This is a genomic window from Comamonas sp. lk (assembly GCF_900564145.1).
Taxonomy (GTDB): Bacteria; Pseudomonadota; Gammaproteobacteria; order Burkholderiales; family Burkholderiaceae_C; genus Comamonas.
On record NZ_UOOB01000001.1, the window covers coordinates 1,910,441 to 1,927,086 of the forward strand.

Genomic DNA, 16,646 nt, shown 5'->3' on the forward strand with positions numbered 1-16,646 from the left:
AGCGATGAACAAGATTTCTACGGCTGCGGCCATTGCCATGCTGTCCAGCCCGGGCCTTGCGTCAGCCCTGACGGGTAGCGGCGACTGTGAGCTGCGCATTTACTCGGGCGCGGTACCGGCCAGCGCGGATGCCGGTGTGGGTTCGGCCACGCTGCTGGTGGCTCTCAAGACCGGCGGCACCACGGGTCTGAATCTGGAAATGGTCGGCGCGGTGCTGAGCAAGCCCGCCATGGATACCTGGCAGGGGACGGTGGCAGCCACAGGGCAGGCGACGTTTTACCGCCTGGTCAAAGGCGGCGATCTTGACGACACCAACACCACGGCCGTGCGTATCCAGGGCTCGGTGGCCCAGGTGGGCGCCGATGTGAATCTGGCCAGCATCAATCTGGTGACTTCGGCCCCACAGGATCTCAAGGACTATGTGATCAATATTGTGGAATCGGCCACCTGATGAACAAGCTGCCCAGCACCCAGGGCGGCGCTGCGGGCAGCTTTGTTCGCGGCAATGAGTTCTTCAAGGATCGCCCAACGCCGTACAGCACCACCAAGCGCGGTGACGACACCATCACGGTGACCCCATATGGCATCACGGCCAAGCGTGCGCCGCCAAGCCAGACCGATGATTTGCCCATCGAGCTGCTGACGGCAGTGCGGTTCACGCCCGAGCAGGTGGCCAACTGCGCGGCCAACATCAATCCAGAGCCTGCGGGCATGGCCTATCACCTGCGCCGCTTGTACGGCATGACGCTCAGCCGGGGAGAAACCGGCGATGAATTGCCCGGGACGGGTCCCCAGTCCCAGCTGTGGCAGTACCCGCAGGGCACGCAGCAGATGGGCCGCTTGGTGTCGGTGGGTGATGGCTATTTTGTGTCGGTGGGTCATGCGGCCGGGCTGGGCAATGTGCTGCCTGACTATGACGACCAGGCCCCCAACCTCAACCGCCCGCGCGTGGCGCTGATGCACAAGAGCAATTTCAGCGGCCCTTACCTGAACACGATCACCCGGCAAAAGCATATTCGCGGCGGCTCGCTGCGGTTTCACAAGGCCAACGATGGGGATCGGGGCCTGCCGGACGCGCCCGGTGATCGGCTCAGCGATGCTTTCGGGGCGAACTATTACCTGCAGGAGTGCGAGGATCTGTGGCAGTGCACGGCCAATGCGGCCGGAGACTTCGCCTATGTGGGCGCCAAGGTCAGCGTGGTGCCGCTGGGCTGGATGGATTCGGCACACCGCTATGCCTTCGCGGTGTTCGGTCTGAGCCTGCGCCACATGGGCAATAGCAGCCTGTCTTGCTATGTGTACTGCACGGGCACGCGCGCCGCGGTGCATGCCTGGCCGGACTTGCCGCGCCACCCGGGCAGCGACAACCGCCCCTGGGTAGGCCTGGCCGAGTGCGATGTATCTGCCCCCGGCATGTTCAGCCTGGGGCGCGGCATGCTGGCTGCGCTGCTGATCCCTCACACCGAGCATGCACTGACGGCCGGGGGCGCGACTATCGGGGCACACTGCGTGGCGGCGGGCTTCGACCCCTGCATGCTGATCAGCCGCGACTTTGGTGCAACGTGGCAGATCACGCCCCAGCCCTTGCTGCGTGAGCTGGCCCATGCCCGCGCCGATGGCTCTTGCACCTATCCACCGCTGCGCGTGCAGCTGCTGGCTCTGGACGACCGAGGCGGCTTTGTGCTGAGCGTGGCGGCGATGAACCAGCGCCTGTCGGGGGATGTTCCCTCTGCTGCCTTTGACGAGACGGCGGGCTTTGCCCTGGATCAGCTGACATCCATGAACAACGGCACTGGGCTCAACAGCCGCTGGATCTCGGCCGGCCACGCGCAGCGCATGAGCTTTATGACGCTGTTCAAGGGCGATGCCACCGGTGGGCTGACGCGGCTCACGACGCTGGACGCATATCAGCTGCGCTTTGGCGACTGGCCCGCGACCTTCGCCGGGTCGGACACCAGCAATTGCCCGCCCGGGACCTACCGCTACAACGTGCTGCTCAATGCGGACGTGGGGGCGCATACGGCGCGGCTGGCCTGCATGGGAGAGGGCAGCCTGGCGTTACTGGCCCGCACCATTGAGGTGACATTCCCCGAGTGGAGCCTGGGAGGCGACTATCCGCCCGAGCTTTTGGTGTTCAAGGAACTGGAGACGTTCGCGCTGCAGTCCGACGATGGCGGAGCCACCTGGGCCAAGTATGTGCTGCCTGCGCAGGCTCTGCCGTTTGCCGATGCCATGGCCTATGCCGAGCGCTGTGCATCGACGGCCGGTGACCCGCAAGCCATGCGGTTGCATTACCGCAATTGGGCGCCTGTCTTGCCGGGGCGCGCCTACCTGGGCTGGTGCCTGACCCAGGCGCGCGGCAAGGAGCTTGGTGGGAGGTTGGCGCAGCTGGCCATGGTGGTGCCTCAGCTGGATGGGGTGACGCTGCAGGTCACGAAGACGATCAAGTCCCAGCTGCAGAGCAATGGTCAGTGGTCCACGGCCTGGACGCTCAAGCGCCACAGCAGCCTGCCTGCCGAGGCTTTCATGCCGGTGGTGTTTGACCCGTATGCATGGGAGTTTGGCGGCTTCAGGCCAGCCCCCGCCTTGATTTACCTGGGGGATGCCCAGAGTGAGGATTACCGCGCCTGGATCTGGCCTGCCTTGCCTGGAGCGCTGGAGAAAAACCAATGACAAACCTTTTAAGCAAGCTCGACTACAGCGAGTCGGTATTTGTGGCGCCGGTCTACCGCACTCAGTTGCAGGCGGTGGAAGTGCTGGCGCCCTTGGTGGTGGGCTCGGTGCGCAGGGAGTTTCGCTCCGCGCTGCCGTCCGGCATGAGCTACGCCTGGATGGACGGCCGGCACATCGTTTTCAACCATATCCGCGTGGTGGGCTCGACCCGTGAGACTTGGTCGGCGGCCTATACGGACAGCTCGCCCGCAGGGCTGCGCGGTTTCTGGGTGAAGGTGGAGGTTCTGGTGCCATCGGGTACCAGCTCCGTGCACTACAGCGAGGTCAAGGTGCTGGTGACGCCCGGATATTGGCAGGCCGTGGCGGCCAGCGATAGCTGGGATGCCGGTGCGCACTCGATCAAAACACTGCGGGGGGCGGTGACCGGGAAATTTTCGGTACCGGTGCGAGCCGTGGGGGTGGTGTGCGGCCTGACCAAGGCCTTCAATCGGGTGGAGCAAGAAGACGGCCGCCTGCGCATCGCGCATGGTTTTTGGGTGTCCGGCGATACCTTGGCCATCTGGAACCGGCCCGAGGCCGGGGACGGCCGCAGCGGGGATATGCAAGAGCTGTCACCCATGCCCGCATGGACCCCGGAGGCTGTATTGCGCGTGGACGCCACCGGCGGCTCGGTCACTTATTACGTGAACGATGTGCCGGTGGCGCGCGGTGTGAGCGCTCTCGGCGGCGAGACGGTGATGCTGGCCGCCGCCATGCTCAACGCACGCGATGAGGTGGATGCCCCGGCCCTGCAGTCAGCCCTGAACGATGGCAGCGGTGCGATGACGCTGCATCTGGGTCAGCGTGGCGGCGATGTTGAGGTGCAGGCCAGGGGCACGGCGCGGCTTCATTTGGCCGTAAGTTCTTGGAATCACGGCTCCCGCACGGTGCTGGGTGCGCTGCGCGCCAGTGGCACGGATCGCAGCTCGAGCGGTGCGGCCGCGCTGAAGCTGTCCTTGGTGAGTTACGGCTACGGCATGCAGGGCAGCACCGGCGGCGGTGGCACGGCTCTGCGCCTGGTGGCCCAGGGCGTGGGCTACCCCGAAGGCAGCGGCTTTGGCCAGGCTTCGCTGTCGCTGCACGCTTACGGCTACAGCGACAACATCAGCCGCCCGCCCGGGATCGATGAGGCTCTGCTGATGTGGGCGCGCATCGACGTGGATTCGCTGCCAGGCCGGATTCTGCATGTGCCCCAGGGCGTGCGGGCCTCGATGCAGGCCAGCTTGCGCCGGCCGGTCACGCAGCGTCAACGCCTGACCATGAATTCCCGCCATGCAGGTTCTCGGCTGCAATCCATCACCATCAAGGAGCGCTTGCGCGTCAAGGCTCCTGCCGCAGGCGGGGTGTTGGTGGATGCGGCCCTGGTGGAGGCGCTGGTGGGCGGCTCCCGTCTGACTGCGCTGATGCTGGTGGATGTGGATCTGCGCGAGGTGCTGACCGGCCATGCCGTGCTGGACGGGGGCGTGCTCAAGGACGGGCGACTGATTGAGCGTATCGCTGCCCATGCTGGGCTGAGTGCGGAGCAACTGCTGACGGCCTGGCTGCGGGAGGTGATCGGGGTGGCGGCGCCCTCTGCACCGTTCAATGCCCCAATCGGAGTGTTTTCTGTGCGAGACACAGGCGCAGCAAGCGAAGGTAGCTCTACTTATGATAGCTATAACTTCAACAGTTTCGCCAATATCGGCGGCAATTACTTCGGCGCCGGCGAGCAAGGCTTGTTTGCGCTGGAGGGCGAGGACGATGCCGGCCAGCCCATCGAGGTGCATATCGACCTGGGCCAGCGCAACTTTGACAGCGATCACCTCAAGGCGCTGGCCAATGCCTATGCGCAAACCAATGCGGCCCAGCCGCTGCAGCTGCTGGTGACCATGCATGATGGCAAGACCTACACCTACCCGTCACGCGGCGCCGATCCAGTCAAACGGACCCAGCGCTTTGACCTGGGGCGCGGCCTGCGGGCGCACTTCTTCGGGCTGGAAATTCGCAACGATGAGGGCGCGGCGTTTGAGCTGGGCGGCCTGGACTTCAATCTGACCGAGAGCAAACGGAGAATCTAATGAGCAACCTTTCAGACACCCTCATTGACCGCCCCATCAGCGTGCCGTCGATCCGCGAGAACGACAACAGCGGCCAGGGCTATTTCACGGAAGGCGTGATGGTGGCCATCTGGCAGTTGCTGGTCGGCCTGATCAACAACAAGGACGAGCAGAGCCGGGCGCTGCTCGGCGGCCTGCTCAAGCAGCTCGATGAGGTTGACGCCGCACCGCTCAATCGCTCGCGGCTGGACAGCATCCTGGCGCGCATGGACAACCTGACCACGCCAGAGGCTCCCACCTTGCCGGTGGCGCCATCGCTGCAGCCGCTGGATTACACGCCGGCCGCGCTGCCCGCGGTGAATGCGCGCTTCACCGATCTGCCCGACTTGCCGGCACTGCGCGCGCTGATGGAGATTGGCGCTGCGCCGGTGGTGGACGAGGGCATGGACTTGTCGCTCAACGAGTTTCGCAACCTGTTTGTGAGCGAGCGCGATCAGCTGCTGGCGCTGGTAGGCAATGCGTTTGACGACTTCACTACCCGGTTTTTGCCCGAAAGCGGCGAGGTGGAGGCCGCCATGCAGTGGCTGGTGGATGCCATCCGCGCCAATGGCACGGGCCTCCCCATTCACATCGAGGCCCAAATCTGGGAGCGCGACCGCGCGCGGGTGGGCAAGGAGACGGGCCGCCAGGTGGCCACAGCCATCAACAGCTGGGCCGCCAAAGGCTACAGCATCCCGCCCGGCGCCATGGTGGGCCAGGTGGCCGCGATCCGACGCGATGCCCACGACCAGCTCAGCACCAGCAGCCGCGAGATTGCCATCAAGGTCACCGAGATCCATGTGGAGAATGCTCGTTTTGCGGTGGAGCAGATGCTGAGCCTGCGCAATCAGGCGTTGAGCCAGGCGACCGACTATATGAAGGCCATGATGCTCAGCCCCCAGTACGCGGGCACCTGGATCACTTCCATGTTGGACAACCGGGGCAAGGTGGCCGGCATCAAAGCCGACCTGTACCGGGCCCAGGCCGGCGTGGCCACCGATGTGTTCCGTACAGAAAACGGTTTCAATCTGGATCTTTTCAAGGCCGCCACCGATGCCAATCTGGAGGATGTGAAGACCTCCAACAGCACCCAGATCGAAGTGCTGCGTGCGGCACTGGAGCAAGATCGCAACCGCTTCACCACGGCCATCGAGTCCTTCCGGGCGCGCACTGGCACTGAGCTGGACGTGTACAAGACCACCTCTGACTCGCTCATGCGCTATTACGAGTCTGCCATTCGAGCATCCGGCCTCAAGGCTGAAGTGCTTGGAAAGACTGCGGATACAGCTATCAAAATTGATGAGGTGGAAGTCAATCGCGCGCTGACAGTAGCCAAGCTCAAGGTGGATCAGGCGATGGAACTGCTCAAGACCTATGCCCAGCAGGCCAGTGCCGCGCTGAACAATATGCAGCTCAACAGCACTTACCAGGCCAGCTGGAATGTGAGCGAGCGCAAAGACTCGCAGTAGTGCCCCCGCTAGGGTTCGACAGTTGGGCGGCAGGACTAGACACTGCCGCTCATGCCTGCCCACAAAGTCAAACTTCAAATCAATCAGGGCGCCACGTTCGTTGACCGCGTTATTTGGCGTACTGGCGCGACCAAAGCGACCCTGGCGCCCGTTGATCTAACGGGTTGCAGGGCGCGTGCGCAGGTGCGCTCTGATATTGATAGCCCTGATGTCCTGTTGGAAATGACGACCGAGAACGGCCGCATTGTGCTGGGCGGTCCATCAGGGGAAATTCATATCACCATTGATGCCGCGACGACAGCAGCCTTTCAATGGGAGTCTGGTGTTTATGACTTGGAAATCATTTTTCCTAATGGTCAGGTTACGCGCTTCTTGGAAGGTGGAGTGACGGTCTCCAAGGGGGTGACGCGTGACAACTGATATTTTGGTAATTGAATCCACGAACTTGCTTCAGGAGCAGGTGGAAGTCTTGGTGGTGCTGGAGACAAAGAGTAGCCACGAAGTAGTTGAAACAGCCAAGAACCCAGAAGTGGTTGAAGTCCGAACCGTGGAAGCTGTGACGGAAATTCAGCAGGAATTCGTTGTGGTGACTGAAGGCATCCAAGGCCCACCTGGCATCCCGGGCCCAGCCGGCGGGCAGGTGCTGCAGCGCACGGCAGGCATGGACACCAGCGCGCTGCTGGTGGTCTATGAAGACTTGAACGGCGCTGTCTGGCCGGCTGACCCCGATGTGGAGCGCGATGTGCTGGCGCTGCTGGGCGTGACGGTGAGCGCGGCCGCCGGCGGCCAGCCCATCAATGTTCAGCGCTTGGGCCACATCGATGACGCGGCTTGGCAGCTGCAGCCCGGCAAGCGCGTTTTCCTGGGCAGGCAGGGCCGCCTGACGCAGGAGCCGCCGAAAGCCGGCTATGACGTTCTGATCGGCATGGCGCTCACTGCGAGCCGCCTTCTTCTCAATTTTCAAGACCCTATAGAACTGGAGTGAGTCATGGCAACTCAGGCTACCCAAGGATTTTTGGCCCGCGTGTCGGGCAAGACCAGACAGATTTTTGGTTTGGCGGCATCAGCCGGCGCGGCGGATGCAGGCAAGCTGGTTGCGACCGGCTCGGATGGCAGGCTGGATGCGAGCCTGATGCCTGTGGGCATTGGTGCCAACACGATCATCGTTCCCGCTAGCGAGGCCATTGGCGCGGGCAAGTTTGTCAATTTCTACAGCAATGCGGGCGCGATGAACGTGCGCCTTGCTGACAACAGCAACGCCCGTCAGGCGGATGGCTATGTCAAGGATGCTGTGGCGAATGCTGCGCAAGCTACGGTTTACCCTCTGGATACAACCAATACAGCGATGACCGGGCTGACACCGGGCGCGCGCTATTGGCTGGGTACGGCAGGCGGGGTGATTTCCGCTGCGCTGGACCCGACAGATACCGCCAATGTAGGCAAGATTTGCCAAGAGCTGGGCGTGGCCAAGAGCGCGACCGAGCTGGTGACAGACGATATCGGGTTTGTGGTTCTCTGATGGCGACGCGAAAGCCCATCGTCCGAGTCAATGGCAGAAATCAGCAGCTACCTGCTGGGGACGTGCTGGCAGGTGTGATGCAGCGACTGCCGGTGTTTCAGACGGATGTGGCAGCTGTATTGATTGACCTGAGTGCCAAAGCGAGCGGGAGCGCGCTTCCCGTGTACCAGTCTTCAGGTGAAATTGTTGAGGTTCCTTTGTAATGACAGTCCGCCGCCCACTCGTTCTTCGCGCAGATACCGCCACTCCGAGGCTGCAAGAGATGCCCGCCGGCGATACCTTGCCAGCGGACACGTTGGGCAATGCACTGCAGGTGCTGCTGCAAGGGTTGGTCACCAGCAATAACGCCGGCATTACGCCAGCCGATACGGTGCTGCAGGCGCTTGGAAAGTTGCAAGCTCAGGCCAACGCAAAGGTGGACAAAGATGGCCCCAAGGTGCTGAGTGATAACAACTTCACAAACTCAGAGCGCGTGAAGCTGGCCAACATCGCGGACGGAGCAAGCAACGACAGAAGTAAGCACACAGGAGCGCAAGCCATTGCAACTGTGGAGGGGCTGGAGGGCCGACTAGACGCTGCTTTGCGGGTCAAGATCATCACTGATGCGACCTCAACCAAGGATTACTTGCAAAAGATTGTTGCCCTTGGTCCCGGATATTATCGCCACTACGTTTCGATAGTAGAGCTTCCAAATATCCCGCCAGAAAGCGCTGGATTCCTTTCTGTAACTGGTGATACCTTCTCGTTATTGATTTCAAGTTATAGCACTGCCGATTTGACCGTTATTTCAGGAACGCTGAATGACATTGCCTCCGGTACTTGGAGAGTAAATGTTATTGGTAAATCGGAGCGTGGAAGCAATGCTAATGGTGAGTATGTGAAGCTTCCTGATGGAACAATGATCTGTACACATACCCTCTCAGGGATTGCCGCAGCTAACGCTACTCCTGTAGCAAGTCTCTTTCGTTCAAACTCGCAAAATTGGACATTCCCGGCTGCATTTGCGGCGATACCTTCAGTCAGCCACAGCGAGTCAACGGGCATTGGATTGGCATGGACCGCCTTGGGGTCCGTAGGAATCACCAAAACTGCTACTTCAATTTCTTTGTATTCCTTTAGTCAGGGCGTCGCTACCGTTTGTATTACGGCAATCGGAAGGTGGAAGTGATGATTATCAATTTAAGCCCTGTGCGCAGCGATAACCACCTGGCTGTCGCAGTAAATGGAAATGCTCTTTTGATTAATGAAGAGTTGTTTGATTTTTCACAGCTGCAGGATGGTGAAACCCTGCCGCGTGCTGCCATTGATTCCCCCTGGTTTTCCGGTGATGTGAAGCGCGAGGGCGGCGTGCTGCATGTGACTTTGGTGCTTCCCCATGGTCCAGAGGCCGACGAAGCCGCGCGTTTTCCCGTTCCCATAACCGTCACGCAAGACGGGCCGGTGGATCTGCCACCGAGCGGGCATGTCGTGCCTGCTCTCCCATCGCTGCCGCAACTGCCCGTAGAGGAACCCCATGAGCAATATTGATTGGACGCAGCGCAAGGCCGCGCCCACGGCAGCCGAGCAGCTGCAGGCCGCCAAGGATGCGATGAAGGCCCAGGCCACGGCGCGGCGCTGGGAGTGTGAAACCGGCGGCATCATGCTCAACGGCATGCGAGTGCTCACAGGCATTGAGGACCAGAATCGCATCACCACGGTGGTGGCCAATGCGCGGCGCTCAGGGTTGGAGATGGTGGATTTCAAAGCGGCCGGCGCCTGGGTGACGATTTCAGTGGTTAAGGTGGAGGCCATCGCTTGCGCCATCGCATTGCATGTGCAGGCGTCGTTCACCGTAGAGCGTGCCCACCACGAGGCAGTTGATGCGTTGCTGGATCTGGCGGCCGTGCAAGCCTATGACGTGACCGCTGGCTGGCCGATGTGACACCCCTCTAGGGTTCGACCAAAGAGCCCGACCCCGGAAAACTTCGGGGTATGAAAAAAGCTCTCGCATCAATGCTGGCGCTGCTGGGCATCCACCAGCATCTGAGTGCCGAGCAAAAACAGGACATTGCCAGCGCGGCATATCACGCCACGCCTGGGGCGGTTACCGCCGGCGGATTCCGGCTCGCGGGTCTGCCGCTCAGTGACTGGCTGGTGCTGGCCTCCATCGCTTTTGTGGCATTGCAAGCTTCTTACCTGATCTGGAAGTGGCGCCGCGACTACTTGCGCGCTCAGAACCGCCAGCAACTGCGTGAACGCGCCCAGCAAAGGGGGCGTCCATGAGTGGCAAAGTCCCCCGTTTCCTCGCCGGCCGCCTAGCCGCGCTGGTCTTGACGCTTGGCGCCGGCGGTGGTGCCTACCTGGCTGCTGACCAGGCCGCCATCGAGCAAGGTCTGGCCGACCGGTACGTGCAGGCCGTGGCCGCCGACCCCGGCACCAGCCAGGGCGTGAAAGTGGCCATGGTGCTGGGCCACTTCTATGAATCCAGCGGCAAGCACATTGGCACACCCTACATCGACAAGCTGGGCAAGGGCGCGCCCCTGACGGTGTGCAACGGCATTACTGGCACCGGCGTGATCGCTGGCAAGTGGTACAGCCCGGGCGAGTGCTATCAGCTGGAAAAGGGACGGTATCTGCAATCAGAGCGCGAAGCCCAGCGCCTGCTTGCGTACTGGGCCAGCTACGACGCATTTGCCCAGGGCACGTTCATCGACTTCCTGCACAACAAGGGCGCAGCCAACTTTTCGACCAGCACGATGCGCCGCAAGGCCAATGCCGGGGATCTGCAGGGCGCTTGCCGCGAGAACCCGCGCTGGAACAAAGGAACGGTCAAGGGCGTATCGACCGTGCTGCCGGGCCTGCAGCTGCGCGGCGATTCCAACGACGAGATTTGCCGCGAATGGCGCATGGGAGCCCTATGAATCCGCTTGCCTTTTATATGCTCTACGACCCGTGGTTTTGGTGGACGCTCACATGGGGCGACTGACTGCTTACAGCGGCCTGCTGGCTGCCGCCATGGGCGCGGCCCTGGCCTGGTACTTCCAGGCAGCTCGCCTGGGCGCCGACCTGGCCGACGAGCGACTGCAGGCCAGCCAGTACCGCGAGCAGATCGCAGATGAGCGCACCGCCGCCGGCCGCCGTCTGCTGGCTGTGGAACGCACGGTCAACGACAAGTACCAAGGAGCCCTGAACGATGCCATTTCCAAGCAAGCCACTTTGCAGGCTGCTGCTGATCGCGCTCGCCGTGAGCGTGACGGCCTGCGCAAGCAACTGTCCGAAGCCGAGCAGCGATTTGCTGACGCTTCCCCCGCCGCCCTCATCGAGTACGCCTCAACCCTCAATCGCGTATTCGGACAGTGCAGCCAGCGATATGCAGAGCTGGCAATCCGAGCTGATGGCCACGCAGTTGATGCAGCAACCTGCCGCGCCGCGTGGCCAGTGATTCCCCAAACCAAGGAAAGCCAATGACACCCCGTTTGTATGAAGGCACCAAGCGCTTGCTTGCCATGCCAATGACTCGCGGCGCTTACAACCAGTACAGAGGCTGGGAAACGCCCGAAGACGAGAACCCCAAGGACGAGGGGTACTTTGTCGAGTATCAGGACGGCGGCAAACCCAACTGCCCCCGCCATGTGGGCTACATCAGCTGGAGCCCGAAAGACGTTTTCGAGCGCAGCTACAAGGCGCTGCCCGTTTCCACTCTGCCTCCCCACCAGCAGCGGGTGCTGGATGAAAAGCAAGAGCTGGACATTCGTATCACCAAGCTGGACGAGTTCATTCAGCTCAATCCGATGTTCGGCAAGCTGCCCGATGCCGAGCGCGCCCGTATGAAGCGTCAACTGGACGTGCAGCGCGAGCTGTCCATCATCCTGAGCGAGCGCATCGTCAATTTCTAAGCCTTCCGGCCCGCCCCGGCCGGCTGCCGGATTTTGGAGAATCCCGTGAACCTATCCTTTACCACCCCCCCAAGGTGAGTGCGGCCATCTTCGCCGTGGTGCTGGCCGTCCTACTGTTCTGCGCCTACAAGGTGAACACTAACCCCAGCGGCAGCGCGCTGACCGGCTTCATTTTTGCTTGCACGGCCCTTGTCGTGATCGCCTTAAATACCAAAATCGACGTGGTGTTTCAGACGCTGCGCGATGAGCTTGAGCCCAGGACGGGCACCTCGTCAGGCTCAGTCAATGCCGTTGAGCCGTACCGCCAGCGAAGCCAGCGCGAAGATCTGGAGCAGTCGCTTGTGCATGCGCTGGCCCCTGGCTTGCTAAACCGCATGGATGGCAAGGGCGTTGGTGAATTCATCCGGGCGACGGCTGACGCCATCCTGAGTGATTGCCCAGCTGTTACAAAGGCGCTATGCACCTGCCGCCCTAACGAGGGCTGCTCCAATTGCCCATCCCGTGGCGATAAGCGTATCCAGGCTGCAATGGATGGAGCTCAGGAGTGTGCCGCTCGTGTGGCAAGAGTCTGGGAAGAAAACCTGAGAGTCACTCAAGGGTCGCGCGCTCAACGCGGTGACTCCAGCTTGGCCTAAAAATGAGCTGGAGAGCGGGCCACGCTCACAGGCCCAGGACCAAAATACACAAGCCCACCTTGGGCGGCTGTAACCAGCAGCCAGCCCAGGTGGGCTTCTTTTATGGTGTAGTCGCTGGCGCTGCCTGGCAGGATTCGCTCATTGGGAAAGCCATATCGCCCAGGTGTGCGCAACAAGGTGGGGTGGTTGTCAGTAGTCGAAGTCACAGCGCCACTCTTGCGCGTACCAAGCACCATCGACATTTTCCAGGCCGGAAAACTTCAGCGACGCGGCCCCCGCATCGGTCAGCTTGGGCTCATAGAGCTTTCGTCGCTTAGCTTGGGGTGAGTAGTTCCCGTCGAGGATGTGCAGCACGGGCACTGTGCGTTCATCGGACGAATTGGGGCGCTCATGGTTCAGCCAAATCTCGCCCGATACTTTGTTGGCGATTCCTATTGGCACCTTGAGGCGGCCGAGCTCACGTAGGATCAAGATTTTTACTCTCATATCTGTATATTTATACAGTGTCAAAAAATCCTGACTTGTTAGCATGTGCTCATGTGCAACCGCTACAAAACACCCACCGAGATTGAGATAGAGCGCCACTTTCGCATTGGCCGGGAGTCTCCTGGTTGGTGGAGGGATGAGCGAACGGAAGTCTTTCCACGCGCACCCGGTCCATTTCTGCGGCGTGCGGTCGATGACCCCGGATATAGCATTGAGGGCGTGGCGGGGCAGTGGGGATTGATCCCCTGGTTTGCGAAAGAGCGCGCGCTGAAGTACAGCACCAACAATGCGCGTTCTGAAGAGCTGACCAGCAAGGCGAGCTTCAAGGATCCGTGGAAGAGGGGACAGCGCTGCATCATCCCGGCCTGGACCTTTGATGAGCCCAATTGGGAGACGGGTAAAAACGTGTGGTGGAAATTTCGCCGGGCCGATGGCGCGCCGTGGGCGCTGGCCGGGCTCTGGAATCGCTGGAAGGAGCCCGGGATGGGTGAGCTCGTGGAGAGCTACACCATGCTGACCATCAATGCCGACTCACATCCCCTGATGAGTCGCATGCACAAGCCTGATCCCAAGCTGCCGCCGGACCAGCAGGACAAGCGCAGCGTAATTTCTATAGAGAGGCATGAAGTTGATCTGTGGCTTACAGGGACTGTCAATCAGGCGCAGCAGTTGCTCAAAATGCCGCCTCTTTCCGCGATTTTGGCACTCCGCTAGCGGGTACATTGGCTTCCAAATTGAACCCGGAAAAACATCGAAAATATATCAATTGATATGCCGCTGATGAAAATTATATCGTTCGCTATAATAGGAGGGGAGTGTGAGTAGTGTTGAAGAAGTTGATGCGTTTTTGGCAGAGACCAATCGCAGAATTGATGCCCGAGATTGGGTGTTCGTAGAACGTGATGCGAATCTGAAAGCTCTAGAACAGTTCGGTCTTACAAAGAGTGCCGCTGTTCAAGGGTTGAAGTTCTTGTGCGCCACAGACTTCTGTGAGGGGCCGGTGCCAGACAGGGACAAGCCCGGACAGAGTTGTTGGGTGTTTGGTCAGATGGTTGAGGGTGTGATGTGCTACGTGAAGCTAATTCATGAAGCTCAACCGCATTGGGCCCCGCGCCTCAAAATTCTCTCGTTCCATCAAGCTACTTGGGAACTGGACTTCCCTCATCGGGAAGCACCCGCAGCAGGAGACTGAAAATGAACCAAAAAATTGAGCAAACACTCGAGGCCCCTTGCCCAATGTGCGGGGAGCGGGGTCAGTTAGAGTTCGCGAGCTCGCCTGAGACACTGAAGGTCAAAGGTGAGACATTTAATGTCACTCGCAAGCGTTTTATTTGCCACAACTGCGAAGAGATATTTTCGACCCCGGACTTGCCTGATCATTTAGACGAGGCATACCGTATGTACCGTCAAAAGTTCAATTTGCTTTTCCCTGAGGCGATTCTTCAGTGGCGGGAAAGTAAGGGGATGCGCCAGGCAGACGTGGCCTGCTTATTGGGCTGGAGTCCTGCGACCGTGAGTCGTTACGAGAACGGCGCGCTCCAAGACCCTGCCCACGACAAGGCGCTTCGTATGGCTATGCAACCAAGTGGCTTGAAGGCGCTTGTGGAAAACGCTGCAGGGTTGCGGCCGGACCTGCGCGAGGCGATTCTCAAAGAAGAGGACGTTCTGGCCGGCGGTGTGGAGAAGCTTGTCGAAGTCGTGAGCCATCGTGTATTGCATGACTCTTTTGCGGGCACGAGATGGAAGAAACTCTGCGCTGCTGTGTTGTTCTTCACTAGAGAGTCGTCAGTTAGCCGAACTAAGTTGAACAAGCTGCTTTTCTACACGGACTTTCTGCATTTCAAGATGCATAGTGTGTCGGTTACCGGAGTTAACTACTATCGCCTGCAGTATGGTCCAGTTCCTGAGCGCTATGAACTCCTATTCGCGACGATGCGTGAGCAAGGTTTAATTGACATTCAAACAGAACTCAACGGTGAGTACGTTGCTTACTGGCACAGGGCAACTAAAAGCGTCGACGTTGCTGACCTTTCTGATACTGAGTGGCAGGTTGTTGCCAAGGTTCAGGCTGACTTGGGCAAGCTTTCAGCTGCGGATGTATCCGAGCTCTCACACAAGGAGCTGGCGTGGACGGCGACTCCTTCCGGCCAACTAATTCCTTGGGGGACGGCGAGGGAGCTTTCGTTGAGCCTGTGATGCGCAAACTCACATCTTGATCTGTTCATATTGCCAAGGTGCGCCGCACCGAGCGGTCAGAGTGTCGCTATCTAAGATGCCGACTACGAGGCAGAGGAGGGTGGCAGCGAGCATGCGTAAATGGATGGAATTCGAGCGGTAATCAGGTTGTTTGCTGAGTGGTTCAAATGGTTTCAATTAGATACATATATCACTCGGTCGCATGCATTTGACGCTCGTATTTCAGCAATAAAACCACGGACGCGATGCTAACGGAAGTACTAGCGGTGTCCTGTCGTGTGGTGTGTGGGGTGCAAAATCGCACCGATTTCGCACCGATGCTCCAGTAACCGCATGGAATAAGGCGCGGACGCGGGTTCAATTCCCGCCAGCACCACTATGACGTCCAAGGGCGTTCACTGAAGTCCAGTGAACGCCCTTTTTCTTTGGTAAATCAATGACTTGCCTTCCGTAATCGTCCGTCAAGGTTCATGGGCATCCGAGGTGAAGTGGGGGTGCAACTCGCCAAAATCCTATACTTTGGCTGAGTTGTACCCCCACATTCAGCCAAAACCCAGCAACCCATGCGTTGTACCCCCGCCCAGGGGCTGAGAGAGGGGATATTTCCCCCATCCTTGAAGGCTTACCCTATGCATGACCGATGCCCACTGCCGCATGCGATATGCCCACCTGATCGCAAGCAGGCGCGCTTCCGATGCTGGCGGGCTATACCTGCATGTGAGCCCCAGCGGCTCCAAGCGCTGGTTCAACAAGTACCGTACCGATGGAAAAGAAAAGCAGCTTGCTTTGGGCCGTTACCCTGCCGTGGGGCTGACGGTGGCCCGCAAAGCGCGTGATGTCGCCAAGCTTCAGCGTGCAGATGGCAGCGGCACGCAAGCTGGAAAAGCTCTGAATCGACCCGGGTTCAGCAACGTAGTCAAGCAGTTGGGTGGCTGAGAAAACAAAAGCCCGCTAGGTTCGCCTGCGGGCATTGTTGATTTTGCTATGAGCGAGTTGGTTGTGTACTGGATGCGTGAACATACTGTGAATTTATTCAGATGTGGTAGAATGCCCTTGTCGGGGATAGCGGCAGGCGCCTAGGAATGGTGGCCAGCCCCCCGACGCGAAATATCGCGAGGTGGAGCAGTCTGGTAGCTCGTCGGGCTCATAACCCGAAGGTCGTTGGTTCAAATCCAGCCCTCGCAACCAAAAGGAAAGCCTTGGTCGGAAACGACCAGGGCTTTTTCATTGTGCTGAGTGCCTAAATCGCTTTGGGTGCGGGAAATTTGCACTAAAATCTCAATTCTCTAGGGGAGTCGCCAAGCTGGTTAAGGCACCGGATTTTGATTCCGGCATGCGAAGGTTCGAATCCTTCTTCCCCTGCCAACACCACATTTCAAAGCCTCGATCGCTCACGCAGTCGAGGATTTTTGCCATCTGGCTGTCATATTTCGCAGGCAAGATGCAAAGCGCTGGGTCTGGTTGTAGCACTGAAAGATGGCTTAACCCCTGGCGCGAATTCCGAAGCCCTGGCCTAAACTGCCGGGGCTTTTTCGTTTGTCTCCTGTTAGCCGCAAGCTGACCACTGCCGTCCTGGTCCGTCTTGGTGGCTTTTTTGTTTCTGCCGCGACCGTGCACGCCCGACGATCACGCACATTGCCATTGGGGCGGATGACTCGGGACGGCACCTCATTGAAAGA

20 protein-coding genes and 2 tRNA genes are annotated in these 16,646 nt (G+C 59.9%); 21 read left to right on the plus strand and 1 reads right to left on the minus strand.

Going from position 1 to position 16,646, the window contains the following annotated elements:
- Positions 1-4 precede the first annotated feature (4 nt).
- The 15 genes from EAO39_RS08785 (at position 5) to EAO39_RS08855 (ending at position 12,285) form a co-directional block, all read left to right on the plus strand.
- Positions 5-451: a hypothetical protein gene (locus EAO39_RS08785; protein ID WP_120967056.1), complete on the plus strand. Its 447-nt coding sequence runs from the start codon at positions 5-7 to the stop codon at positions 449-451.
- Complete coding sequence (locus tag EAO39_RS08790) at positions 451-2,673, plus strand: hypothetical protein (RefSeq protein WP_120967057.1); 2,223 nt, start codon at positions 451-453, stop codon at positions 2,671-2,673. Before EAO39_RS08785 ends, EAO39_RS08790 begins: the two co-directional genes overlap by 1 nt.
- On the plus strand, positions 2,670-4,769 hold the full coding sequence (locus EAO39_RS08795; protein ID WP_120967058.1) for a hypothetical protein: 2,100 nt from the start codon (positions 2,670-2,672) through the stop codon (positions 4,767-4,769). Before EAO39_RS08790 ends, EAO39_RS08795 begins: the two co-directional genes overlap by 4 nt.
- Positions 4,769-6,256, plus strand: coding sequence for a hypothetical protein (locus tag EAO39_RS08800; protein ID WP_120967059.1), 1,488 nt, complete (start codon positions 4,769-4,771; stop codon positions 6,254-6,256). Before EAO39_RS08795 ends, EAO39_RS08800 begins: the two co-directional genes overlap by 1 nt.
- Positions 6,257-6,307: 51 nt before the next feature.
- Positions 6,308-6,676, plus strand: a complete 369-nt coding sequence (locus EAO39_RS08805; protein WP_120967060.1) for a hypothetical protein — start codon at positions 6,308-6,310, stop codon at positions 6,674-6,676.
- Complete coding sequence (locus EAO39_RS08810) at positions 6,666-7,241, plus strand: hypothetical protein (protein WP_240466932.1); 576 nt, start codon at positions 6,666-6,668, stop codon at positions 7,239-7,241. Before EAO39_RS08805 ends, EAO39_RS08810 begins: the two co-directional genes overlap by 11 nt.
- A gap of 3 nt (positions 7,242-7,244) precedes the next feature.
- Positions 7,245-7,775 carry a hypothetical protein gene (locus tag EAO39_RS08815; RefSeq protein ID WP_120967061.1) on the plus strand — a complete coding sequence of 177 codons (531 nt, stop codon included), beginning with the start codon at positions 7,245-7,247 and terminating at the stop codon, positions 7,773-7,775.
- A gap of 262 nt (positions 7,776-8,037) precedes the next feature.
- Positions 8,038-8,943: a hypothetical protein gene (locus EAO39_RS08820; protein WP_162989512.1), complete on the plus strand. Its 906-nt coding sequence runs from the start codon at positions 8,038-8,040 to the stop codon at positions 8,941-8,943.
- Entirely contained in the window at positions 8,943-9,302 is a 360-nt protein-coding gene (locus EAO39_RS08825; protein ID WP_205589360.1) for a hypothetical protein, read from the plus strand. The genes EAO39_RS08820 and EAO39_RS08825 overlap by 1 nt, the downstream gene beginning before the upstream one ends.
- The gene (locus tag EAO39_RS08830; RefSeq protein ID WP_120967063.1) at positions 9,289-9,696 is read left to right on the plus strand and encodes a DUF4376 domain-containing protein; all 408 of its coding nucleotides are present in this window, start codon (positions 9,289-9,291) and stop codon (positions 9,694-9,696) included. The genes EAO39_RS08825 and EAO39_RS08830 overlap by 14 nt, the downstream gene beginning before the upstream one ends.
- Before the next feature lie 50 nt (positions 9,697-9,746).
- Complete coding sequence (locus tag EAO39_RS08835; RefSeq protein ID WP_120967064.1) at positions 9,747-10,037, plus strand: hypothetical protein; 291 nt, start codon at positions 9,747-9,749, stop codon at positions 10,035-10,037.
- Positions 10,034-10,675 (plus strand): endolysin, encoded by a 642-nt coding sequence (locus tag EAO39_RS08840; protein WP_120967065.1) that lies wholly within the window; start codon positions 10,034-10,036, stop codon positions 10,673-10,675. The genes EAO39_RS08835 and EAO39_RS08840 overlap by 4 nt, the downstream gene beginning before the upstream one ends.
- A 52-nt stretch (positions 10,676-10,727) precedes the next feature.
- Entirely contained in the window at positions 10,728-11,222 is a 495-nt protein-coding gene (locus EAO39_RS08845; RefSeq protein ID WP_120970847.1) for a hypothetical protein, read from the plus strand.
- Positions 11,219-11,650: a hypothetical protein gene (locus EAO39_RS22825; RefSeq protein WP_205589361.1), complete on the plus strand. Its 432-nt coding sequence runs from the start codon at positions 11,219-11,221 to the stop codon at positions 11,648-11,650. The genes EAO39_RS08845 and EAO39_RS22825 overlap by 4 nt, the downstream gene beginning before the upstream one ends.
- Before the next feature lie 74 nt (positions 11,651-11,724).
- Complete coding sequence (locus EAO39_RS08855; protein ID WP_120967066.1) at positions 11,725-12,285, plus strand: hypothetical protein; 561 nt, start codon at positions 11,725-11,727, stop codon at positions 12,283-12,285.
- A gap of 189 nt (positions 12,286-12,474) precedes the next feature.
- Here EAO39_RS08855 and EAO39_RS08865 read toward each other — a convergent pair whose 3' ends face one another.
- Entirely contained in the window at positions 12,475-12,771 is a 297-nt protein-coding gene (locus EAO39_RS08865) for a hypothetical protein (protein ID WP_120970849.1), read from the minus strand.
- Between the two features lie 51 nt (positions 12,772-12,822).
- Between EAO39_RS08865 and EAO39_RS08870 the strand changes: the two genes are divergently transcribed.
- The 6 genes from EAO39_RS08870 (at position 12,823) to EAO39_RS08900 (ending at position 16,332) form a co-directional block, all read left to right on the plus strand.
- Positions 12,823-13,485: an SOS response-associated peptidase family protein gene (locus EAO39_RS08870; RefSeq protein ID WP_120967068.1), complete on the plus strand. Its 663-nt coding sequence runs from the start codon at positions 12,823-12,825 to the stop codon at positions 13,483-13,485.
- Between the two features lie 103 nt (positions 13,486-13,588).
- Entirely contained in the window at positions 13,589-13,963 is a 375-nt protein-coding gene (locus EAO39_RS08875; RefSeq protein WP_120967069.1) for a hypothetical protein, read from the plus strand.
- A 2-nt stretch (positions 13,964-13,965) separates the two neighbouring features.
- A complete protein-coding gene (locus EAO39_RS08880) occupies positions 13,966-14,967 on the plus strand; it encodes a type II TA system antitoxin MqsA family protein (RefSeq protein WP_120967070.1) in 1,002 nt (333 codons plus the stop codon).
- 633 nt (positions 14,968-15,600) lie between these two features.
- Entirely contained in the window at positions 15,601-15,903 is a 303-nt protein-coding gene (locus tag EAO39_RS08890; protein WP_120967071.1) for an Arm DNA-binding domain-containing protein, read from the plus strand.
- 175 nt (positions 15,904-16,078) lie between these two features.
- A tRNA-Met gene (locus tag EAO39_RS08895) sits at positions 16,079-16,155 on the plus strand.
- 100 nt (positions 16,156-16,255) lie between these two features.
- Positions 16,256-16,332, plus strand: a tRNA-Gln gene (locus EAO39_RS08900).
- Positions 16,333-16,646: the final 314 nt, after the last annotated feature.

Coding starts and splice junctions, on each gene's coding strand:
- EAO39_RS08825 (WP_205589360.1), top strand. CDS start 8,943: ATGATTATCAATTTAAGCCCTGTGCGCAGCGATAACCACCTGGCTGTC.
- EAO39_RS08790 (WP_120967057.1), top strand. CDS start 451: ATGAACAAGCTGCCCAGCACCCAGGGCGGCGCTGCGGGCAGCTTTGTT.
- EAO39_RS08835 (WP_120967064.1), top strand. CDS start 9,747: ATGAAAAAAGCTCTCGCATCAATGCTGGCGCTGCTGGGCATCCACCAG.
- EAO39_RS08785 (WP_120967056.1), top strand. CDS start 5: ATGAACAAGATTTCTACGGCTGCGGCCATTGCCATGCTGTCCAGCCCG.
- EAO39_RS08820 (WP_162989512.1), top strand. CDS start 8,038: ATGCCCGCCGGCGATACCTTGCCAGCGGACACGTTGGGCAATGCACTG.
- EAO39_RS08795 (WP_120967058.1), top strand. CDS start 2,670: ATGACAAACCTTTTAAGCAAGCTCGACTACAGCGAGTCGGTATTTGTG.
- EAO39_RS08890 (WP_120967071.1), top strand. CDS start 15,601: ATGACCGATGCCCACTGCCGCATGCGATATGCCCACCTGATCGCAAGC.
- EAO39_RS08805 (WP_120967060.1), top strand. CDS start 6,308: ATGCCTGCCCACAAAGTCAAACTTCAAATCAATCAGGGCGCCACGTTC.
- EAO39_RS08840 (WP_120967065.1), top strand. CDS start 10,034: ATGAGTGGCAAAGTCCCCCGTTTCCTCGCCGGCCGCCTAGCCGCGCTG.
- EAO39_RS08800 (WP_120967059.1), top strand. CDS start 4,769: ATGAGCAACCTTTCAGACACCCTCATTGACCGCCCCATCAGCGTGCCG.
- EAO39_RS08865 (WP_120970849.1), bottom strand. CDS start 12,771: ATGAGAGTAAAAATCTTGATCCTACGTGAGCTCGGCCGCCTCAAGGTG.
- EAO39_RS08830 (WP_120967063.1), top strand. CDS start 9,289: ATGAGCAATATTGATTGGACGCAGCGCAAGGCCGCGCCCACGGCAGCC.
- EAO39_RS08870 (WP_120967068.1), top strand. CDS start 12,823: ATGTGCAACCGCTACAAAACACCCACCGAGATTGAGATAGAGCGCCAC.
- EAO39_RS08845 (WP_120970847.1), top strand. CDS start 10,728: ATGGGGCGACTGACTGCTTACAGCGGCCTGCTGGCTGCCGCCATGGGC.
- EAO39_RS08815 (WP_120967061.1), top strand. CDS start 7,245: ATGGCAACTCAGGCTACCCAAGGATTTTTGGCCCGCGTGTCGGGCAAG.
- EAO39_RS08880 (WP_120967070.1), top strand. CDS start 13,966: ATGAACCAAAAAATTGAGCAAACACTCGAGGCCCCTTGCCCAATGTGC.
- EAO39_RS22825 (WP_205589361.1), top strand. CDS start 11,219: ATGACACCCCGTTTGTATGAAGGCACCAAGCGCTTGCTTGCCATGCCA.